Below are 16,306 nucleotides of genomic sequence, written 5' to 3'. Positions count from 1 at the left end.
TAGACCTCCGGTCAGAAATGCAGTCAGAATCAGCTCGGCAGGTCGAGGAAGGCTTTCTCACTGATGGCTTCCCACTCGCGATGCTTGGCACGAAAGCCCATGAAGGAGTCATAGACCTTCTGGGTGTCGGCATCCGCCGCCGCCATGTCGGATAAGGTATCGGCGGTGACTTCGCGCAGCCGGCTGATGATGTCGCCGGGCAGCGGCTGGGCGATCACGCCCTCGTTTTCCACCAGATCGTTCAGGGCTTCGGCGTTGACCGACTCGCACCAGGCCTGACTCTCGATGTTGCAGGCCATGGCTGCAGTCTTGACGATCGCCTGCAGGTCGGAGGGCAGCGCCTCCCAGGCCTGCTTGTTGATCATCAGCTCGGTGGCGTTGGTGGGCTCGCTCCAGCCGGTGGTGTAGTAGTACTTGGCGGCCTTCTGCAGGCCCAGGCGACGGTCCTGATAAGGCCCGACGAATTCGGCGGCGTCGATGACGCCTCGCTCCAGGGCTGGGAAGATCTCGCCGCCGGGCAGCAGTCGCACGGCCACACCAAGCTCGCTGTAGACCTTGCCGCCGAGCCCCGGGATGCGCATCTTCAGGCCGTTCAGGTCCTCGACGCTTTCCAGCGGTTCGCGGAACCAGCCACTCATCTGTACACCGGTATTGCCCATTGGGAAGGCCACCAGTCCGACCTTGGCGTAGAGCTCGTGCCACAGTTCCAGGCCGCCGCCATGATATAGCCAGGCGTTCATGCCCTGGGTGTTCATGCCGAAGGGCACGGTGGTGAAGAACTGGGCGGCGGGCAGGCTACCGGACCAGAAGTAGGCGTTGCCGGCGTTCATCTCGACCATGCCGGCCGACACGGCGTTGAAGCCTTCCAGTGCCGGCACCAGCTCGCCGGCGGCGAAGTGCTGAATTTTCATACGGCCGCCCGACATCTCCTCCACCTTCTTGCAGAAGTCGGTGGGGCTACCCGGGCCTTCGACATAGAAGGGCGAACCAGGGCCATAGGCGTTGGTCATTCGCCATTGAACGGTCTGGTTGGATTGGGCGCGGACGACGGCAGGGGCGCCCATTACCAGGCCAGCGGTGGATGAGACCAGAGCGGTGCTCAGGAACTTGCGGCGATTGAAGCTCATGATGGTAACTCCCGATGAGGCGAAAGAAGATTGACGAATGTAAATCCTCTACGGGAGTTGTCAGCAAGCCATGTGCCAGTCGGCTGTCATTCTGGATTAATCAATAAATATCAGATAGATAATCTTGTAAGATATTGGCTTGTCGATTCGCTCGATGATGACGGCGGCGGCCGATTTCGGGTCAATCGACCACGCCTCAGAGTTAACAAAGGTAAGATTTAGGCGGTTAAGCGATCATTTGTATGCACCGTTAACGCGGCGATCCGTCAAACGGCTGTCTCTAAGGGGGCGATAGATAGCAAAAGTAAGGTCGGCACCCTTGTGAGGCGCTTGCACCCTTTATGTGCGGTGATCGAGATAGGCAGGGGGCGCACGCTGAAAAAAGCCGGTAAGGCGGGAAAGCGCCCAGTGGTGGAGGGCCGGAGCGTCTCGAAAAGCGCTAGAGTCGCGCGCCGCCGCGGCGGTTCTTGACCCGTGACATCAGGCTCTTGCAGTCCACCGAGAGGATCTCGGGGCGGTTGAAGATACGCTCGCGGACGAAGGCATCGAAGCTGGTGTAGGTGTCGGTCAGGGTATGGATATGCAGGCTCTGCAGGTCACTCATGATATAGAGGCTGACCACTTCGGGGCAGGCAGACAGCTCGTCTGCCACCTGCTGAAGCGCGGCGGGCGCCACCCTCAGGTCCACGAAGGTAGAGATGGCCTTGCCGAGCTTCTCTGGATTGACCACTGCGGTGAACTGCTCGATGACACCTTCCTCGACCAGGGCGTTAACCCGAGTGCGGGCGTGCGCTCGGGAGATGCCCAACTGGCGAGCGATATCGGCATAGGACATGCGCCCATCCTTGATCAGCAGGTTCAGCAGTTCAGTATCGGTCGTGTTCATTGACTAGGGCCTTTGCTGGCGTGGGTCTCGATGGTGCTTATCCAAAGGGCATCCTCGCCTATCATGCGATCGACCACCATCTCCGGGCGCCACTACAAGCCCTGGCATCCCATTGGCGACACCTGGTGATGCGAGGGCGACGGGAACTGCCGTCAGCGGTATGCCGGTTGGATGCCATGGATATGTCGGGGTCGCCGGCAGACAAGTTGGCAAGCCTGGTGGTAGCGCAAAATTCAGCCAAGGCTTCACGGCCTCATATCCTCATGCATGGGGCACCATCGAGGCGCCTGTCGGCACGTCCAAGCGAGAAACCATTATGATGTCAGACTTTCTCAATCCGGTAACCACGCAGACGTGGGTCAACGGGCGCCATCAGGTGCGCTGCGTGAAGGTCATCCAGGAGACCTGGGACGTGCGCACCTTCTGTTTCATGGCCGAGCAGCCGGTGCTGTACTTCTTCAAGCCGGGACAGTTCGTGACCCTGGAGCTCGAGATCGACGGCGAGCAGGTGATGCGTTCTTACACCATCTCGAGCTCCCCCTCGGTGCCCTACAGCTTCTCGATCAGCGTCAAGAGGCTGCCGGGTGGCGTAGTCTCCAACTGGTTACACGACAACCTGAAGGCCGGCGATGAGCTGGCGGTGCATGGGCCGGTTGGTAACTTCAATATCATCGATCATGCCGCCGACAAGGTGCTGATGCTCTCCGGTGGGGTCGGAATCACGCCGCTGATGTCGATGACCCGCTGGCTGTTTGATACCAATGCCTCGGTGGACCTGGCCTTCGTGCACAGTGCCCGCTCGCCGAAGGACATCATCTTCCACCGCGAGTTGGCGCACATCTTCTCGCGGATTCCCGAATTCAAGTTGCATATCGTCTGTGAGCGCAGCGACGAACTCTGCGAGGCCTGGGCGGGCTTTCGCGGTTACCTGAGCCAAGAAATGCTCGAGCTGATGGCGCCGGATTTCATGGAGCGTGAGATCTTCTGCTGCGGCCCCACTCCTTACATGAACGCGGTCAAGCGTATCCTGCGCGACAACGGCTTCGACATGAGCCGCTATCATGAGGAGTCCTTCGGCGCCACGCCGCTGGACGTTCAGGAAGATGTGCTGGAACTGGCCGAGCAGGCCGAGGCGCAGGCCGAAGAGCTCGACGTCGCCGACATGTACAGCGTCGAGTTCAGCGCCACCGGCAAGAGCGTGCGAGTGCAGCCCGGCGAAACGGTGCATGCGGCTGCCGCCAAGCTTGGCCTGCATATTCCCAAGGCCTGCGGCATGGGCATCTGCGGTACCTGCCGGGTGCCGCTTAGCTCAGGGCAGGTCGAGATGGACCACAACGGCGGCATCACCGACGAGGACGTCGCCGAGGGCTATATTCTCTCCTGTTGCAGCAAGCCCACCGGCAACGTCGTCGTCGACTTCTGAGGTGGGCTGCCGCTACCCCACGACTGAATGCCTGGCACCGGAATGCTCGGTCGGTGCCTTCAGGTCGGGCTTTCAGGGTGTGTCAGGCAGCAGGCGGAAAAGCCCGCCATTGGGTTGGTCATTGAGCAGGTAGATCAGCCCGTCCGGCCCCTGGCGCACGTCGCGGATGCGTCCGATCTGGCCGTCGAGCAGCACCTCGGCGCGAGACACCTTGCCGTTGTCGATCGTCAGCCGCGTCAGCGTTTCGCTGCTAAGGCCCCCTGCCAGCAGGTCCCCTTGCCAGCCCGGAAATTGCGGGCTATCCACCCAGGCGAGTCCCGATGGGGCATAGCGCCCGTCGAACACATAGGCGGGGTCGCGCATGCCCGGTGCATGATCGCGACCAATCGGCAGGTTGGTCGCATAGTCCCGCCCCAGCGTCACCTCCGGCCAGCCGTAGTTCACCCCCGCCTCGATGCGGTTGATCTCATCGCCGGTACGCGGCCCATGCTCGCTTGTCCACACGGTGCCGTTGCTCGTCACCGTCATGCCCTGGATATTGCGATTGCCCTGGCTATAGAGTTCGGCGGCCATTCCCGGCTCATCGACGAAAGGGTTGTCGGCAGGCGCCTCGCCGGTTGGTGTCAGTCGCAGCACGCTGCCGGCATGATCGGCGCCGTCCTGTGCCCGTTCGCCCTGGCCCCGGTCGCCGATGCTCAACAGCAGCGTGGTATCGGCAAGCCAGGCCAGGCGCCCACTGTAGTGGTGGTTAGGCATCGAGAAACGGTTTTGCGCAAACATCGTCTCTACGCCCTCGAGTCGAGGGCCGCCGGGGGCATCCAGGGCCAATCGCGCCCGGGCAACTGCGGTGCCGCTGCCATCGGGGCCGGCCTTGGCGTAGCTGAAGTAGAGCCAGTCATGCTCGCCGTCGTTGCCGTTGACGCTATTTCCGAAGTCCGGGTACAGGGCCAAATCCAAGAGCCCACCCTGGCCGCGGGCAACCACGCGAGGTAGCCCCTCGATGTGCGTGATGGTGCCGTCGGGCTCGATCAGTGCCAACCGCCCCGGTCGCTCACTGACCAGAAAACGGCCATCGGGCAAAAAGGCCAGCGACCAGGGGCGCTCGAGGCCTTCGGCCAAGTGCTCGAGTCGGAGCGTATGCGGGGTGCCGGGCAGTTCCTCGGCGATGGTCGTCGCCCCCTGGGTCGATAGCGATGACAGTAAGGCGGCTGCCAGCAGCGTTGCGGGTAGCCGCGTCGATAGTCGCGAGTAGGCGGCGTGCCATATCGGTCGTTGCATGGGCAGAACTCCCTTCCTCGGTATGAGCTTTTTCACCCTAGCAGGCCTCTCCGCTATTGGCGCGACAGCCTATGCTTGATAGGCGCCGAATAGCTCAAATGCCGCGTTGAACCTGGCGCTCATCAGGTAATTTGAATGATCAAATAAAATAGATGATAATCCTCTGCCTTGAATTCGATAACGCTGTGGAATAATAAAGGATCATGCCCATGACGATGCATTCGCGACGCACTTGGCTGGCGGCAGGACTGGCGCTTGGACTTGCTGGTCCCGCCCAGGCCGACGTCAGCCTGACCCGGGGCGCTACCTCGATTCCTGACGGGGAGGCCACCGCCGACGAAGACCTGACCATCGCCAACGAACATCTGGCCTTTGCCCTGGCGGTAGAGTCCCGCCCGCCTTGGGGTGTGCCTCGCGGCACCCTCGTGGATTTGGCGGCGGTCAAGGACGGTGAGTTGGATCTGGATCGCGTCGCCTTTGCTGACTTCATTCCCAACAACTGGTCGGCCTGGCCGAACAGCGAGAAGGAGGTCACGGTTCTAGAGGACAGCCCCGAGAGAGCCGTGGTCCAGGTGCGCCGTAACTGGGGCGATGCCTGGGTGATCACCACCTACACGCTCGAGGCCGGCAGCGACCGCATCGAGCTTGAGACCGAGCTCGAGAACGCCGGCGACGAAGCCCTGACGGCCATCCGTTCCGGCTTCACCCTGTGGCCAGACACCGGCTTCCTGTTTGGCGTGCCGGGCCTTGGCGATGCCAAGGAAACCGTCGCCGACGAGGCGCTGACCGATCGCATGGTCGCCTATGACCGGGATTGGGTGATCGCGCTGCATGCGCCGTATTTCGACCGCGTCAACTATGAAGGCCAGGACATGTACCTTGAGCATAGTCTGGCGCCGGGCGAAAGCCGCACCTTCAAAGGTGCGCTGCAGGTGGTGCCTACAGGCGATTTGGCGCCAGTGGTGGCCAACGAGATCGAACGCAAGGATCAGGACGCTGGCCGGATCAGCGGCACCCTGAGCAACGATGACGGAGAGGCCCCGCAGGATGGCCTGGTGATGGTCGAGAAGCAGGGCCACCCCTATGCCTGGACCCTGGCTGAAGACGGCCAGTTCGCGATGGACCTGCCGACGGGTGACTACCAGGTCTATGCCACCGGGCTTGGCCATGCCAACAGCGAGCCCCGCGATATCAGCGTGACCGCCGACGGCGAGCAGACCTTGACCTTCGAGGGGCTAAAGGGCCCGGGCACCCTGAAGTTGGATATCGTCGAGACCGGCAGCGGTGTGGCACGGGATGCCCGCCTGACCATCCTCGAGGGCCAGCAGCCGCCGGTGGAGTTCCTCGGCAAGCAGACCTTCTTCACCTCGCTGGACCCGGCCGGCAGTGCCGAGCTGTCGCTGGCGCTGGGCGAGTACCGCCTGGCCGTGAACGCCGGTGCGGGCTTCACGGCCGAGGGCGAGACCCTCGACGTGAGCCTTGATTCCGGTGAGCAGGTGTCGCGTACCATCGAGATCGATCGCCTGGCCGAGCCCAACGACCGTGGCTGGTATGGCGCCGACTTGCACCACCATGCCAACGTGCTCGAGGGCACCACACCCCCCGAGACGGTAGTCAGCGCCCAGCTCGCTACCGACCTAGATCTGACCTTCGTCAGCGACCATGACTCGACGGCCAATCACCAGCGCTTCCAGGCGCTCTCCGATAGCCGCGGCGTGCCCTTCATTCCGTCGATCGAAATATCGCCGTCCTGGGGCCACATGAATCCCTTCCCCATTGCCCTGGGCGGTGAGTTGATGGTCGATCCGGGCACCGACGAGGTGCAGGAGATCATCCAGGATGCCCGTCGCCTGGGCGCCGAGGTGATTCCCATGAACCATCCGTACAACGACTATGGCTACCTGAACAATCTTTCCAACGACAAGGTGCCGGGAGGCTTTACGCCGAACTTCGACCTGCTCGAGCTCAACGCCGAGGTCGATAACGCCAAGACCCTCGAGACCGCTCATGCGCTGTGGGATGACGGTACGGCGATCTACTTTACCGCCGGTACCGATACCCATGACGCCTGGAACGACCTGACCGGCCGCATTCGCATGATGGCGCGAGTTCCCGGCGAGCTGTCGCCGCGTGCTTTTGCTCGCGCCCTCAAGGACGGTCACGGCTATGCGACCCAGGGTCCGCTGCTATATCCGCAGAACGCGCTGTTCGGCGATACCTTGCGCCTGGCAGGTGACGAGTCGGCCACCTGGCATATCGATGTCGCGGCGGTGGACGGTCTGGCCGAGGCACGCCTGGTCGGCCGCGGTGGTGAGGTCATCGCCACCCGTAAGCTCGACGGCAAGGAGGCCAGTCTGGCGTTCCCGCTGGATGGCGAGATCGACGGCTGGATTGCCCTGGAAGTCGAGGACGCCGATGGCGACCAAGCCTGGAGCAATCCGGTATGGGTCAAGCGTCAGGGCAGCACGGCTTATCTGTCGGCTGCCGGCGAATGATCGCCAGCGCCTGATATAAAAGCCGGGATATCTGTTAGGCAAGAGGCCGCGCTCAGGCGCGGCCTCTTACTGTCTGGCCGAAGCGTTTCAGGGTCTCCCCTGATTGGACAGAAGGTATATGCAATCTTGCGCTAGTCTACTGACGTTACGATTCCCAGTGCTTCATTCACCGAATCTCGGATTTCACGGTAGCGGTCGGCATCGTGGATCAGGGTTTCCAGGCTGTCTTCCGGAAAGATCTCCTGCTTGCGTTTGTCGCCATCGCCTTTGGTGAAAATCGACGGAATGAGTTGCTCCAGGCACCTCAACATGACTTCAGGGGAGACCGATGCGCCCGGTGACGCCCCCAACAAGGTGCCGTAGGTCTTGTCCTCAGACACGACAATCTCGGTACCCATCTGCAGGTCCCCATCCTTGATGATCTGAACGCGCTGGCCAGCATGGATGGGTTCCCAGTCGAATTTTGTGCTCAGGCCGGGCGCAAATGCTTCCAGCTGTGCCAGCATGCTTTTTTTGCCCGTAAAGGTTTCTGAGACCAGATATTTGACCAGGGGAAAGTTCTCAAGCGCGACGTCTAGCAGATTGGGAATATCATGCAGACGGATCGCCTTGATGTAGTCGAATACGCCCCGGCCTCTCTCGAGCACAGGATTGAACGAGGCGAATGGCCCGAATAATAGATAGTGCTGACCATTGACCACCCGCAAATCCAGGTGCGGCACGGACATGGGGGGGGCGCCCACTTTGGCTTTACCATAGGTCTTGGCGTGATAATTCTCTGCCTCTTCTGGGCTGATCGACGCCTTTAGAAAGCGGCCGCCAACGGGGAAGCCGGCGTATCGACTCCGGAACGGCAGGTGACTTTTCTTGAGTAATGGGAAAGCACCACCACCGGCACCGACAAACAGCACATCTGCCCGGTGCTGAGTAGCCCCCTCTTTATTTTCGGTTTCAATTATCCATTGGCCCGATGGGCTTTTATGGACGCGTTTTACATGAGTGCCGTATTCGATGTTCACACCCAGATCATTCTCTGCGTGAGCGGCCATCTGCTCCGTCAAGGCGCCAAAGTTGACGTCGGTTCCGGTTTCAATGACGGTCGCGGCCATTTTTTCATCCCGCGAACGCCCTTCCATGGTGTAGGGAATCCAGCTTTTGATCTGGTCAAAGTCGTCCGAAAACTGCATGTTTTCGAAGAAGTGGTGGGCGGACATCTCGCGGAATCGAAGCTTCAGTTCTTCGATCGATGGTTCGGCAACGATCGTGCAATGCTTGGTCTGGTTAATGAAGCTTTTCGGGTCTTTGATGACGCCTTTCTTGATCAGGTACGCCCAGAACTGCTTGGCAACATTGAACTGCGCGTGGATTTTCAGTGCTTTCTCAACGGCAATGACCTCTCCATCCACTGGCGTGTAGTTGAGCTCACAGTTCGCCTCATGGCCGGTGCCTGCGTTCCAGAACGCGGAGGAGTTGCCGGCTCCGGCACGTTCCAGCCTTTCTATGATGGTGATTTCCAGCTCGGGAGCGATCTCTTTGGCCAGCGTCGCAAAGGTGGTCCCCATGATGCCCGCCCCGATGATAAACACTTTCATTACGTTTTCCCGTCTGTTTGAGTGGTTTTAATGTCGGCAAAAAGAGTGAATGAATCAGAAAATACCATGATTCGCGCCCACGCTGGAAATGCGTAAAGTTGCTGTGAATATCAATAAGTTGTTGATTGATAAGTTTTTTTGGCGTTTTTTGACCAGTTTTTGCGCATCGGAAGGGCTGGCGGTCAATGTCATTTTTTATGAGCAGAATTGGGAGCTTACTCACCATGCAACCACACATGAGTCGGCCTTTCTGCGTTTTTTGTGGGATATCAAAACAACGCTGCGCCACTAAGCCGTTATGCCTGACGGCGCTTGAGCTCGGCGCCGGAGAAGGGCGGTTATCAACGAAACTTGACGGGAATCCCTGATGTTAAGGAGTACGTATCTCGAAACCGGCTTTTAGCGTCCTAGGTTCATAGAATAACGGCAACACCTTGGAGCGCAAGGTAGCGGCAGCCGGGTCAGCGCCTGGTGCAAAAGCCGGAACATCGGTTCAGTAAGAGGAGAGGCCGCGCCCAGGCGCGGCCTCTTGCTGTCTGGCTGGTCGCTCTAGCCAGCGATCAAGCCGGCATCAGTACCTTGGAATAGAGCGCCTCGCCCTGGATATCCTTGAGCGTGACGGTAAGCGCCTCGCTCTGTGGGTCGAGATCTACCTGACCGAAGAACTGGAAGCCTTCTCGGGGAGACATGTTAGCGCGACCTTCCGGCGGCGCTTTCACGAACTCGAGCGTGAGACCAAAGGTGTTGTCTAGCTCGCCCGGCCCATAGGTGCCGGCATGAATCGGGCCGCTGACGAACTCCCAGAACGGCGTGAATTCCTTGAACACGGCGCGCTGCGGCGAGTAGTGGTGCGCTGCGGTGTAGTGCACATCGGCGGTTAGCCACACCAGGTTCTCGATGCCTTCGTCACGTACGTACTTGAGCAGTTCGGCGATATCTTGCTCCCGGCCCAGCACCGGACCGACGCCGTTCGACGAGTTCTCGAAGTTATCCCCATCGCGCACCATGATGCCCAACGGCATATCAGAGGCGATCACTTTCCAGGTGGCATTGCTGGCCTTGAGGGACTGCTTTAGCCAGGTCAGCTGATCGCGGCCGAGAAAGTCGGTCTCTGGCCCTTGCTGTGACTGGCGGTTGGCGGAGTTGGGCCCCCGGAAGCTGCGCATGTCGAGCATGAACATCTCCAGGCTCGGCCCGAAGCTGAACTTGCGATAAATGCGCTCCGGTGCTGCAAGAGAGGTGCGCAGCGGCATGTACTCGAGGAAGGCCTGGCGGGCATTGGCCGACAGCACGTCGACGTTTTTCTCGGCATAGCGCGCGTCGTCGAGAATCTCTCCTGGGTACCAGTTGTTCAGCGTCTCGTGGTCATCCCACTGGGCGAACATCGGTACCTCGGCATTGAAGCGGCGCAGGTTGTCGTCCATCAGGTTATAGGCGTACTGACCACGGTATTCGTCGAGGGTCTCGGCGACCTTGGACTTGGCCGGGGTGACGATGTTGCGCCATATACTGCCGTCATGTTCGGTCACACTCTCCTGCAGTGGGCCATCGGCATAAATGGTGTCGCCGGAGTGGAGGAAGAAATCCGGCTGCACCCGTCGCATGGTGTCGTACAGGCGCAGGCCGCCGAAATCCGGGTTGATCCCCCAGCCCTGCCCCACGGTATCGCCGGACCAGACGAAACGCAGCGCCCGCGGCTTCTGCGCACTGGGTGGCAGCACCAAGCGCCCATCCAGCGGCTCGCTGATGGCACGATGGTCGCTTAGATCGGCAAAGCGGACGCGGTAGAAGACTTCACCCCCTGTGTTGGCATGGCGGCCGATGCCGGCCAAGTCTAGGCGCGCCGTCAGATCATCAGTGGGCAAGGCGGTCGGGCCGCGCACGGCGAAAGCGCCGCGCATCTCAGGGTTATCGGCCAGTTCGATCATCATGCGTGATGGACGATCCGTCTGGCTCCACAGCATGGCCCGGTCGGCCGTGACATCGCCGCTCATCACGCCGGAGGGCATGCCCGGGCGACGGCCTTCGGCCATGACGATCGCCGGTGCGCCGAGCAGGCCGCTAGTCGCAAGCAGTCCGGCCCCTGCGCCTTGCAGGCTTCGCGAGAGCAACTGACGGCGGCTTAGGTTAAAGGGCGAAGCCGACGCTGCTTTTACTGCCGGCTCAGGGTGAGGTTCACTCGTTGAGCGGCCGTTGCCTGCAAGGGGGTGGCGACGGAGTAAATGGAATAGACGCGTGGACATGGACAGGCTCCTGGGTCGTTGCTCGGGGCGAATGCCGGGAACAGCCACTGTCCGCAGTGATGATGACCGAACCATGTCCATTTGTTGAAGAGTGCATATTGCCGGGATGCATGCGCCTCGTTAGGCCTCATCGGCTGCAGCCCTCGGCATGATGCTACTAAAGCAGAAAGGCCAGCAGCATTGGCAGATAGATAAAGGCCAGCAGCGTCGAGCAGAACACCAGGCTCGCCACGTATTCAGGCTCTCGGCCCGAGCGTTGGGCGAACAGATAGTTGAACACCGCGACGGGCATGCTCATCTGCACGACCAGAATGCTCTGTGCGAGCGGCGGCAGGCCGAGCAGGTGTCCGACGATGAAGGCCAACAGGGCGGCGAGCGGGATGCGTATCACGCTGAAGCCGACGCCAGCGGAGAGGTTCCTGGCGCGGATATTGGCCAGCGATACACCCAGGGTGATCAGCATCAGCGGCACGGTGAAGCCCGAGATCAGCTCCAGGGTGTTGTCGAGCCACAGCGGCAGCTCGGTTTCGGTGAGCAGCAGGGTCAGTGCGACGGCGATCGCATAGAGGGCGGGAGTGCGGGCCAGGGTGCGCAGCGGGCGGCCGCTGCGGCTCGACATGGCAATGCCGAAGGTGAACTGCACCAGCGATACCGTGACCATCACCGCAATCGCGAAAGCGAAGGCCGACTGGCCGAACGCGTAGAGCACCACAGGCAGGCCCATGTTACCGGTGTTGGGGTACATCATCGGCGCCAGCATCACCTGCCAGGGCTTGTCGAGCAGCGGGGCCACCAGAAAGGTCGCCAGGGCCATGACGGCAAGCACTAACAGCGTGCCGAGCATGGTCATGGTGAAACTCTGGGCATCGACTTCGGCACCTGCCAGCGAGGCCAGAATCAGCGCCGGCGTCCCAATGTTGAAGACCAGCTTGGTGACGAAGGGGACCGGGAAGTCGTGGCCGAGCCTGACCCAAGTAAAGCCGAGACCGGCACCGATCAATACAGGGGCCATCACGGCGAAGAGTTGGGCAAACATCGGCAATCCTTGTCGGCGGTGGAAGATATCAGTGCATTGTCATGATTTTGTCCACAGCCATGCAACTTTAGTCTTTGCGTCAAAACTGCCTGCGCCCGGTAATGCTGCGTTAAAACCCGGCTTGATTAGCGGGTGGTCGGGCCTCAGCCCTCGGCCTTAAACCAGGCGCAGGGCGGGCTCGGCAGCACCTTGGCAGCCGGGAAGATCGATGACGAAGAGGGCGCCGTCATGGGGCTGTGGGTCGGCCATGCCCTCGCGGGCCGTGGTCACATAGAGGCTGGTGAGGTCGTGACCGCCGAAGACGGGACAGGAAGGCTGGCTTGCCGGTAGCGCGACATGGGCGATTTCCTCTCCGTTCTGGTCGAGCCTGGCCACGCGGCCGGCCCCCCAGAGGGCGATCCACATGCAGCCCTCGGCATCCATCACCGCGCCATCCGGTCCACCGCCAGACTGACGCAGGTCGGCCCAGGGCTCGGGCTCGATGAAGGCGCCATCGCGGTTGCGCTCAGGGAAGCCCTCGGCATCCAGCGCCCAGCGCATCACCCAGCCGGTCGCGGTATCGCTGAAGTAGGCGTATTTGCCATCCGCCGAGAAGCACAACGCATTGGGGATGGTGAGCCCCTGACGCAGACAGGTGAGCTCGCCGCGATGCAGGCGATAGAGGCTGCCAGCGCCTTTCTCGGCACCAAGGCCCATGGTGGATAGCCACAGGCTGCCATGCGTATCAACCCGGGCATCATTGCTGCGGGTGACGGGATTGTCGTCCTCGAAGGGCAGGAAGGCGGCGCTCTCGCCGGTTTGCGGGTCGAAGCGCGACAAGCGGTTTTCCGCGACCAGTAGGTAGTCGCCGTCATGAGTCAGCGCCGCGTAAGAGGTTCGCCGGTCGAGCGGGCTGACACGGTGATCGAGCCCAGCGGGCCCGGCGCGGTGCAGCTCGCCGGCCAGGATATTCAGCCAGCGAAGCTCGCCGCGCTCGGCGTCCCAGCCCGGTCCTTCGCCAAGCTCGCAGCCGCTAGCGACGCAGACTCTTGCATCACCGAGGCAGGGAGATGACAGTGTCGGGACATCACTCATGTGGGGGCTCCTTGTCTAGTGCGAGTCCAGGTGCGAGGTGCGCCAGGTTGGCTGAGTGAATCAGTCGGCCGCTTGCCAGGCGGCGACCAGTGCGCGGGCTCGTTCGCCGACCTGTTCGGCGCTCAGTCCCGGCGTGTAAATGGCGGTGCCAAGCCCCGCTCCATGCACACCAGCCGCACGCCACTGAGCGAAGTTGTCGGTGCCGATGCCGCCGACGGCATAGAGTTCGGTGCCCACAGGCAGCACGGTCTGCATGGCCTTCATGTTGGCGATGCCGACCTGAGTGGCGGGGAATAGCTTGAGCCCGGAGGCGCCGGCTTCAAGCGCTGCAAACGCCTCGGATGGGGTGACGATGCCGGGCATGGAGACCATCTCCAGCCGGCGACTTTCGCGAATCACCTCGACGTTGCAGTTGGGCGAGACGACCAGCCGGCCCCCCGCGGCATGCACGTCGCGAACTTGCTCATGCGTCAGCACGGTGCCGGCCCCGACAAGAATGCGGTCGCCATGATGCTCGGCGCAGTGGCGCGCCAGCTTCTCCACGCTTTCGAGGGGCTGGGGCGAATTGAGAGGGATCTCGATACGCGTGATGCCTGCGGCGATGATGGACTCGGCGATATCGATGATTTCGGCGGGGGTAACACCGCGCAGAATGGCGACCAGTGGCAGGCTCATGGACTTTCCTTACGTTGCACGATTTGTATAGCGTGATGTGATTCGCGTGACGCGGCTCGTTTGGGCAGCCGCGACGCGCTTTCTGGGTCATCGGTGACGTATCATGGGGTGGGGCTTATTCAGCCGCTGGCGGCCAGGCTTGCTTGATGGATACGCCCGAGACCGGCCAGGATCATGTCGGCATTGGCCTCGATCCCGACCGAGAAGCCTCGGTGCTCAAGCGCAAGCCGGTAACGCTGGCACAGCGCTGTATCGCCGATCAGCACCACAGGGCTGCCAGGTGCCAGGTTTGCCGTGGCGCCAGCAAGTTCCAGACCCAGCACCAGGCCTGACAGGCGTGCGCTCAAGCGAGTGCCACGGGCCTCGCCGGCGGGCAGTCGACTGTCGAGCAGGTCCCGGGCGCGGATGCCAAACAGCTCGGCGCTGAGGCGTTCCGGGGCCGCCATGGCGGTATCGATGCCGTCCAGGTAGGCCGTCCGCTGGTCTTCGTCGCTTAGGTTCCCGGCACCCTCATCCTTTGCCAGTGAGTGTTTGAGCACAGAGTTCTGGCCCAGCAGCTTGAAGAGCTCGCCGCTCATGAAGGTCGTGAAGCCGGTGATGCGCCCGTTCTCGAGCCGAGCCCATTTGGCATGAGTGCCCGGCAGGCAGACGGCGCCATCGAATGCCGGGTGACGATTCATCAGCCCGGCGAGCTGGGTTTCCTCGCCGCGCATCACATCGAAACCTTCTGCATTGAGATGCTGTGTCGCCTCGACGCTCGGGCGCTGACACAGGCCTGGCACGATCCGCACCTGTAAACGCGGGTCCCGGGTGGGTACTGGCGTCAAGCGACTGCCCAGCTCGGCGAGGGCATCGCTATCATCGGCCAGCGGCAGATAGGCCGCTTCTACCCAGCCCTGGCGAGCACCGGCCATGCCGCACACCAGCACCTCGATGACCTCGTCGCGTGCCATCGACGCCAGCCAGTCGCTGATCGTCTCGAGCAGAACGCCCTCGAACTCATCCGGGGCGAGCCCCAGCATGCCGCGTGGGCTGCTGGCGTCGGCGATGATCGTGCCCGCGTCGTCCAAGGCCCAGGCGCGCAGGTTGCTGGAGCCCCAGTCGACAGCGATCCAGGAAAGGCGGTCGGCGAGGGGAGCGGCATGATCAGCGGACATCGTGGTGTTCTCCATTCCTGGGCACCCCCTGTGAGGGCGCCTGCATCATCGGGAAGTGCTGCGGGGCTAGTCGTTTACCATTCGGCGACCGAGCCGTCCTCGTGCTGCCACACCGGGTTGCGCCAGCGATGGCCGATCTTGGCACGCTCCTCGACGAAGGCCTCGTCGATCTCGACGCCCAGCCCCGGCCCCTGAGGGATGGCGCAGAAGCCGTCCTTGATCTCGAGGGCCGACTTGTCGACCAGGTAGTCGAGCACGTCGTTGTCCTTGTTGTAGTGGATGCCCATGCTCTGTTCCTGGATGAAGGCGTTGTGACAGACGGCATCCAACTGCAGCGAGGCGGCCAGCGTCAGCGGCCCGAGCGGGCAGTGCGGGGCCAGTGCCACATCGTAGGCGGAGGCCAGGGTGGCGATCTTCAGCCCCTCGCTGATGCCGCCGCAGTGGGAAATATCCGGCTGGATGATGTCGACCATGCCATCGGCCAGCAGGTCGCGGAACTGGAAGCGAGTGTGCAGGCGCTCGCCGGTGGCGATCGGCGTGGCGATGCCTTCGGCGATGTGCTTGAGGGCCGGCAGGTGCTCGGGGGCGACCGGCTCCTCGATGAACATCGGGTGGAACTGCTCGAGCTCGCGCATCAGTGCCCTGGCCATTGGCCGGTGCACGCGGCCATGGAAGTCGATGCCGATGCCGACATCCGGGCCCACCGCCTCGCGGGCCTCGGCGACACGGGCCACGGCGTCGTCGATCTTCTTGTGGGAATCGACGATCTGCATTTCCGGCGTGCCGTTCATCTTGAAGGCGGTGAAGCCCTGATCGACCAGGGCGCGGGCGCCCGTGCCGACGTCGCTTGGGCGGTCGCCGCCGGTCCAGGCGTACATGCGCATCTTGTCGCGCACCGGGCCGCCCAGCAGCTGGTGCACTGGCACGCCCAGCTCACGGCCCTTGAGGTCCCACAGCGCCTGGTCGATGCCGGCGATGGCCGACATCAAAATCGGGCCGCCGCGATAGAAACCGGCCCGGTACATGACGTTCCACAGATGCTCGATGTGGCGCGGGTCCTGGCCGATCAGGTAGTCGGACAGCTCGTGGACGGCAGCCTCTACGGTGGCGGCACGCCCTTCGACCACTGGTTCGCCCCAGCCATAGCAGCCTTCATCGGTTTCGATCTTGAGAAACAGCCAGCGCGGCGGTACCTGCCAGGTCTTGAGTCGGGTGATTTTCATGCGATGCATCCTTTAGGTGGGCGAAGTGTCGGTCCATCGTCCGGTCTTGGTGTCGGGTGTAGCGCAGAAGCGGACGGCGTAAGGGAGTATTCGTCGG

At 62.1% G+C, this 16,306-nt stretch carries 12 protein-coding genes; 2 read left to right on the top strand and 10 right to left on the bottom strand.

The window, feature by feature from the left end; genetic code table 11:
* Positions 1 to 29: 29 nt before the first annotated feature.
* Both BCL93_RS02950 and BCL93_RS02945 read right to left on the bottom strand, forming a co-directional pair.
* Positions 30 to 1,127, bottom strand: coding sequence for a TRAP transporter substrate-binding protein (locus tag BCL93_RS02950; protein WP_112053640.1), 1,098 nt, complete (start codon positions 1,125 to 1,127; stop codon positions 30 to 32).
* Positions 1,128 to 1,566: 439 nt separating this feature from the next.
* Positions 1,567 to 2,013 (bottom strand): Lrp/AsnC family transcriptional regulator, encoded by a 447-nt coding sequence (locus BCL93_RS02945; RefSeq protein WP_112053639.1) that lies wholly within the window; start codon positions 2,011 to 2,013, stop codon positions 1,567 to 1,569.
* A 316-nt stretch (positions 2,014 to 2,329) separates the two neighbouring features.
* Between BCL93_RS02945 and BCL93_RS02940 the strand changes: the two genes are divergently transcribed.
* Positions 2,330 to 3,436, top strand: coding sequence for a hybrid-cluster NAD(P)-dependent oxidoreductase (locus tag BCL93_RS02940; protein WP_112053638.1), 1,107 nt, complete (start codon positions 2,330 to 2,332; stop codon positions 3,434 to 3,436).
* 72 nt (positions 3,437 to 3,508) lie between these two features.
* Here BCL93_RS02940 and BCL93_RS02935 read toward each other — a convergent pair whose 3' ends face one another.
* Positions 3,509 to 4,714: a PQQ-dependent sugar dehydrogenase gene (locus tag BCL93_RS02935; protein WP_112053637.1), complete on the bottom strand. Its 1,206-nt coding sequence runs from the start codon at positions 4,712 to 4,714 to the stop codon at positions 3,509 to 3,511.
* A 209-nt stretch (positions 4,715 to 4,923) separates the two neighbouring features.
* Here BCL93_RS02935 and BCL93_RS02930 point away from each other — a divergent pair, with 209 nt between their 5' ends.
* The gene (locus BCL93_RS02930) at positions 4,924 to 7,209 is read left to right on the top strand and encodes a CehA/McbA family metallohydrolase (protein ID WP_112053636.1); all 2,286 of its coding nucleotides are present in this window, start codon (positions 4,924 to 4,926) and stop codon (positions 7,207 to 7,209) included.
* Positions 7,210 to 7,340: 131 nt separating this feature from the next.
* Here the strand turns inward: BCL93_RS02930 and BCL93_RS02925 are convergent, their stop codons facing one another.
* The 7 genes from BCL93_RS02925 to dgoD form a co-directional block, all read right to left on the bottom strand.
* Positions 7,341 to 8,801, bottom strand: coding sequence for a malate:quinone oxidoreductase (locus BCL93_RS02925; RefSeq protein WP_112053635.1), 1,461 nt, complete (start codon positions 8,799 to 8,801; stop codon positions 7,341 to 7,343).
* Between the two features lie 560 nt (positions 8,802 to 9,361).
* On the bottom strand, positions 9,362 to 11,044 hold the full coding sequence (locus BCL93_RS02915) for an alkaline phosphatase D family protein (protein ID WP_112053633.1): 1,683 nt from the start codon (positions 11,042 to 11,044) through the stop codon (positions 9,362 to 9,364).
* A gap of 157 nt (positions 11,045 to 11,201) precedes the next feature.
* The gene (locus tag BCL93_RS02910; protein ID WP_112053632.1) at positions 11,202 to 12,080 is read right to left on the bottom strand and encodes an AEC family transporter; all 879 of its coding nucleotides are present in this window, start codon (positions 12,078 to 12,080) and stop codon (positions 11,202 to 11,204) included.
* A 156-nt stretch (positions 12,081 to 12,236) separates the two neighbouring features.
* Positions 12,237 to 13,154, bottom strand: a complete 918-nt coding sequence (locus BCL93_RS02905) for an SMP-30/gluconolactonase/LRE family protein (protein ID WP_112053631.1) — start codon at positions 13,152 to 13,154, stop codon at positions 12,237 to 12,239.
* 60 nt (positions 13,155 to 13,214) lie between these two features.
* A complete protein-coding gene (locus tag BCL93_RS02900) occupies positions 13,215 to 13,829 on the bottom strand; it encodes a 2-dehydro-3-deoxy-6-phosphogalactonate aldolase (protein ID WP_112053630.1) in 615 nt (204 codons plus the stop codon).
* A 119-nt stretch (positions 13,830 to 13,948) separates the two neighbouring features.
* Complete coding sequence (locus BCL93_RS02895; RefSeq protein WP_112053629.1) at positions 13,949 to 14,986, bottom strand: 2-dehydro-3-deoxygalactonokinase; 1,038 nt, start codon at positions 14,984 to 14,986, stop codon at positions 13,949 to 13,951.
* Positions 14,987 to 15,060: 74 nt separating this feature from the next.
* The gene (dgoD, locus tag BCL93_RS02890; protein WP_112053628.1) at positions 15,061 to 16,209 is read right to left on the bottom strand and encodes a galactonate dehydratase; all 1,149 of its coding nucleotides are present in this window, start codon (positions 16,207 to 16,209) and stop codon (positions 15,061 to 15,063) included.
* Positions 16,210 to 16,306: the final 97 nt, after the last annotated feature.

It is taken from the genome of Onishia taeanensis (genome assembly GCF_003268885.1).
GTDB lineage: Bacteria > Pseudomonadota > Gammaproteobacteria > Pseudomonadales > Halomonadaceae > Onishia > Onishia taeanensis_A.
Note: the sequence above shows the minus strand (reverse complement) of the source record. Positions and strands in the feature narration are given on the sequence as shown.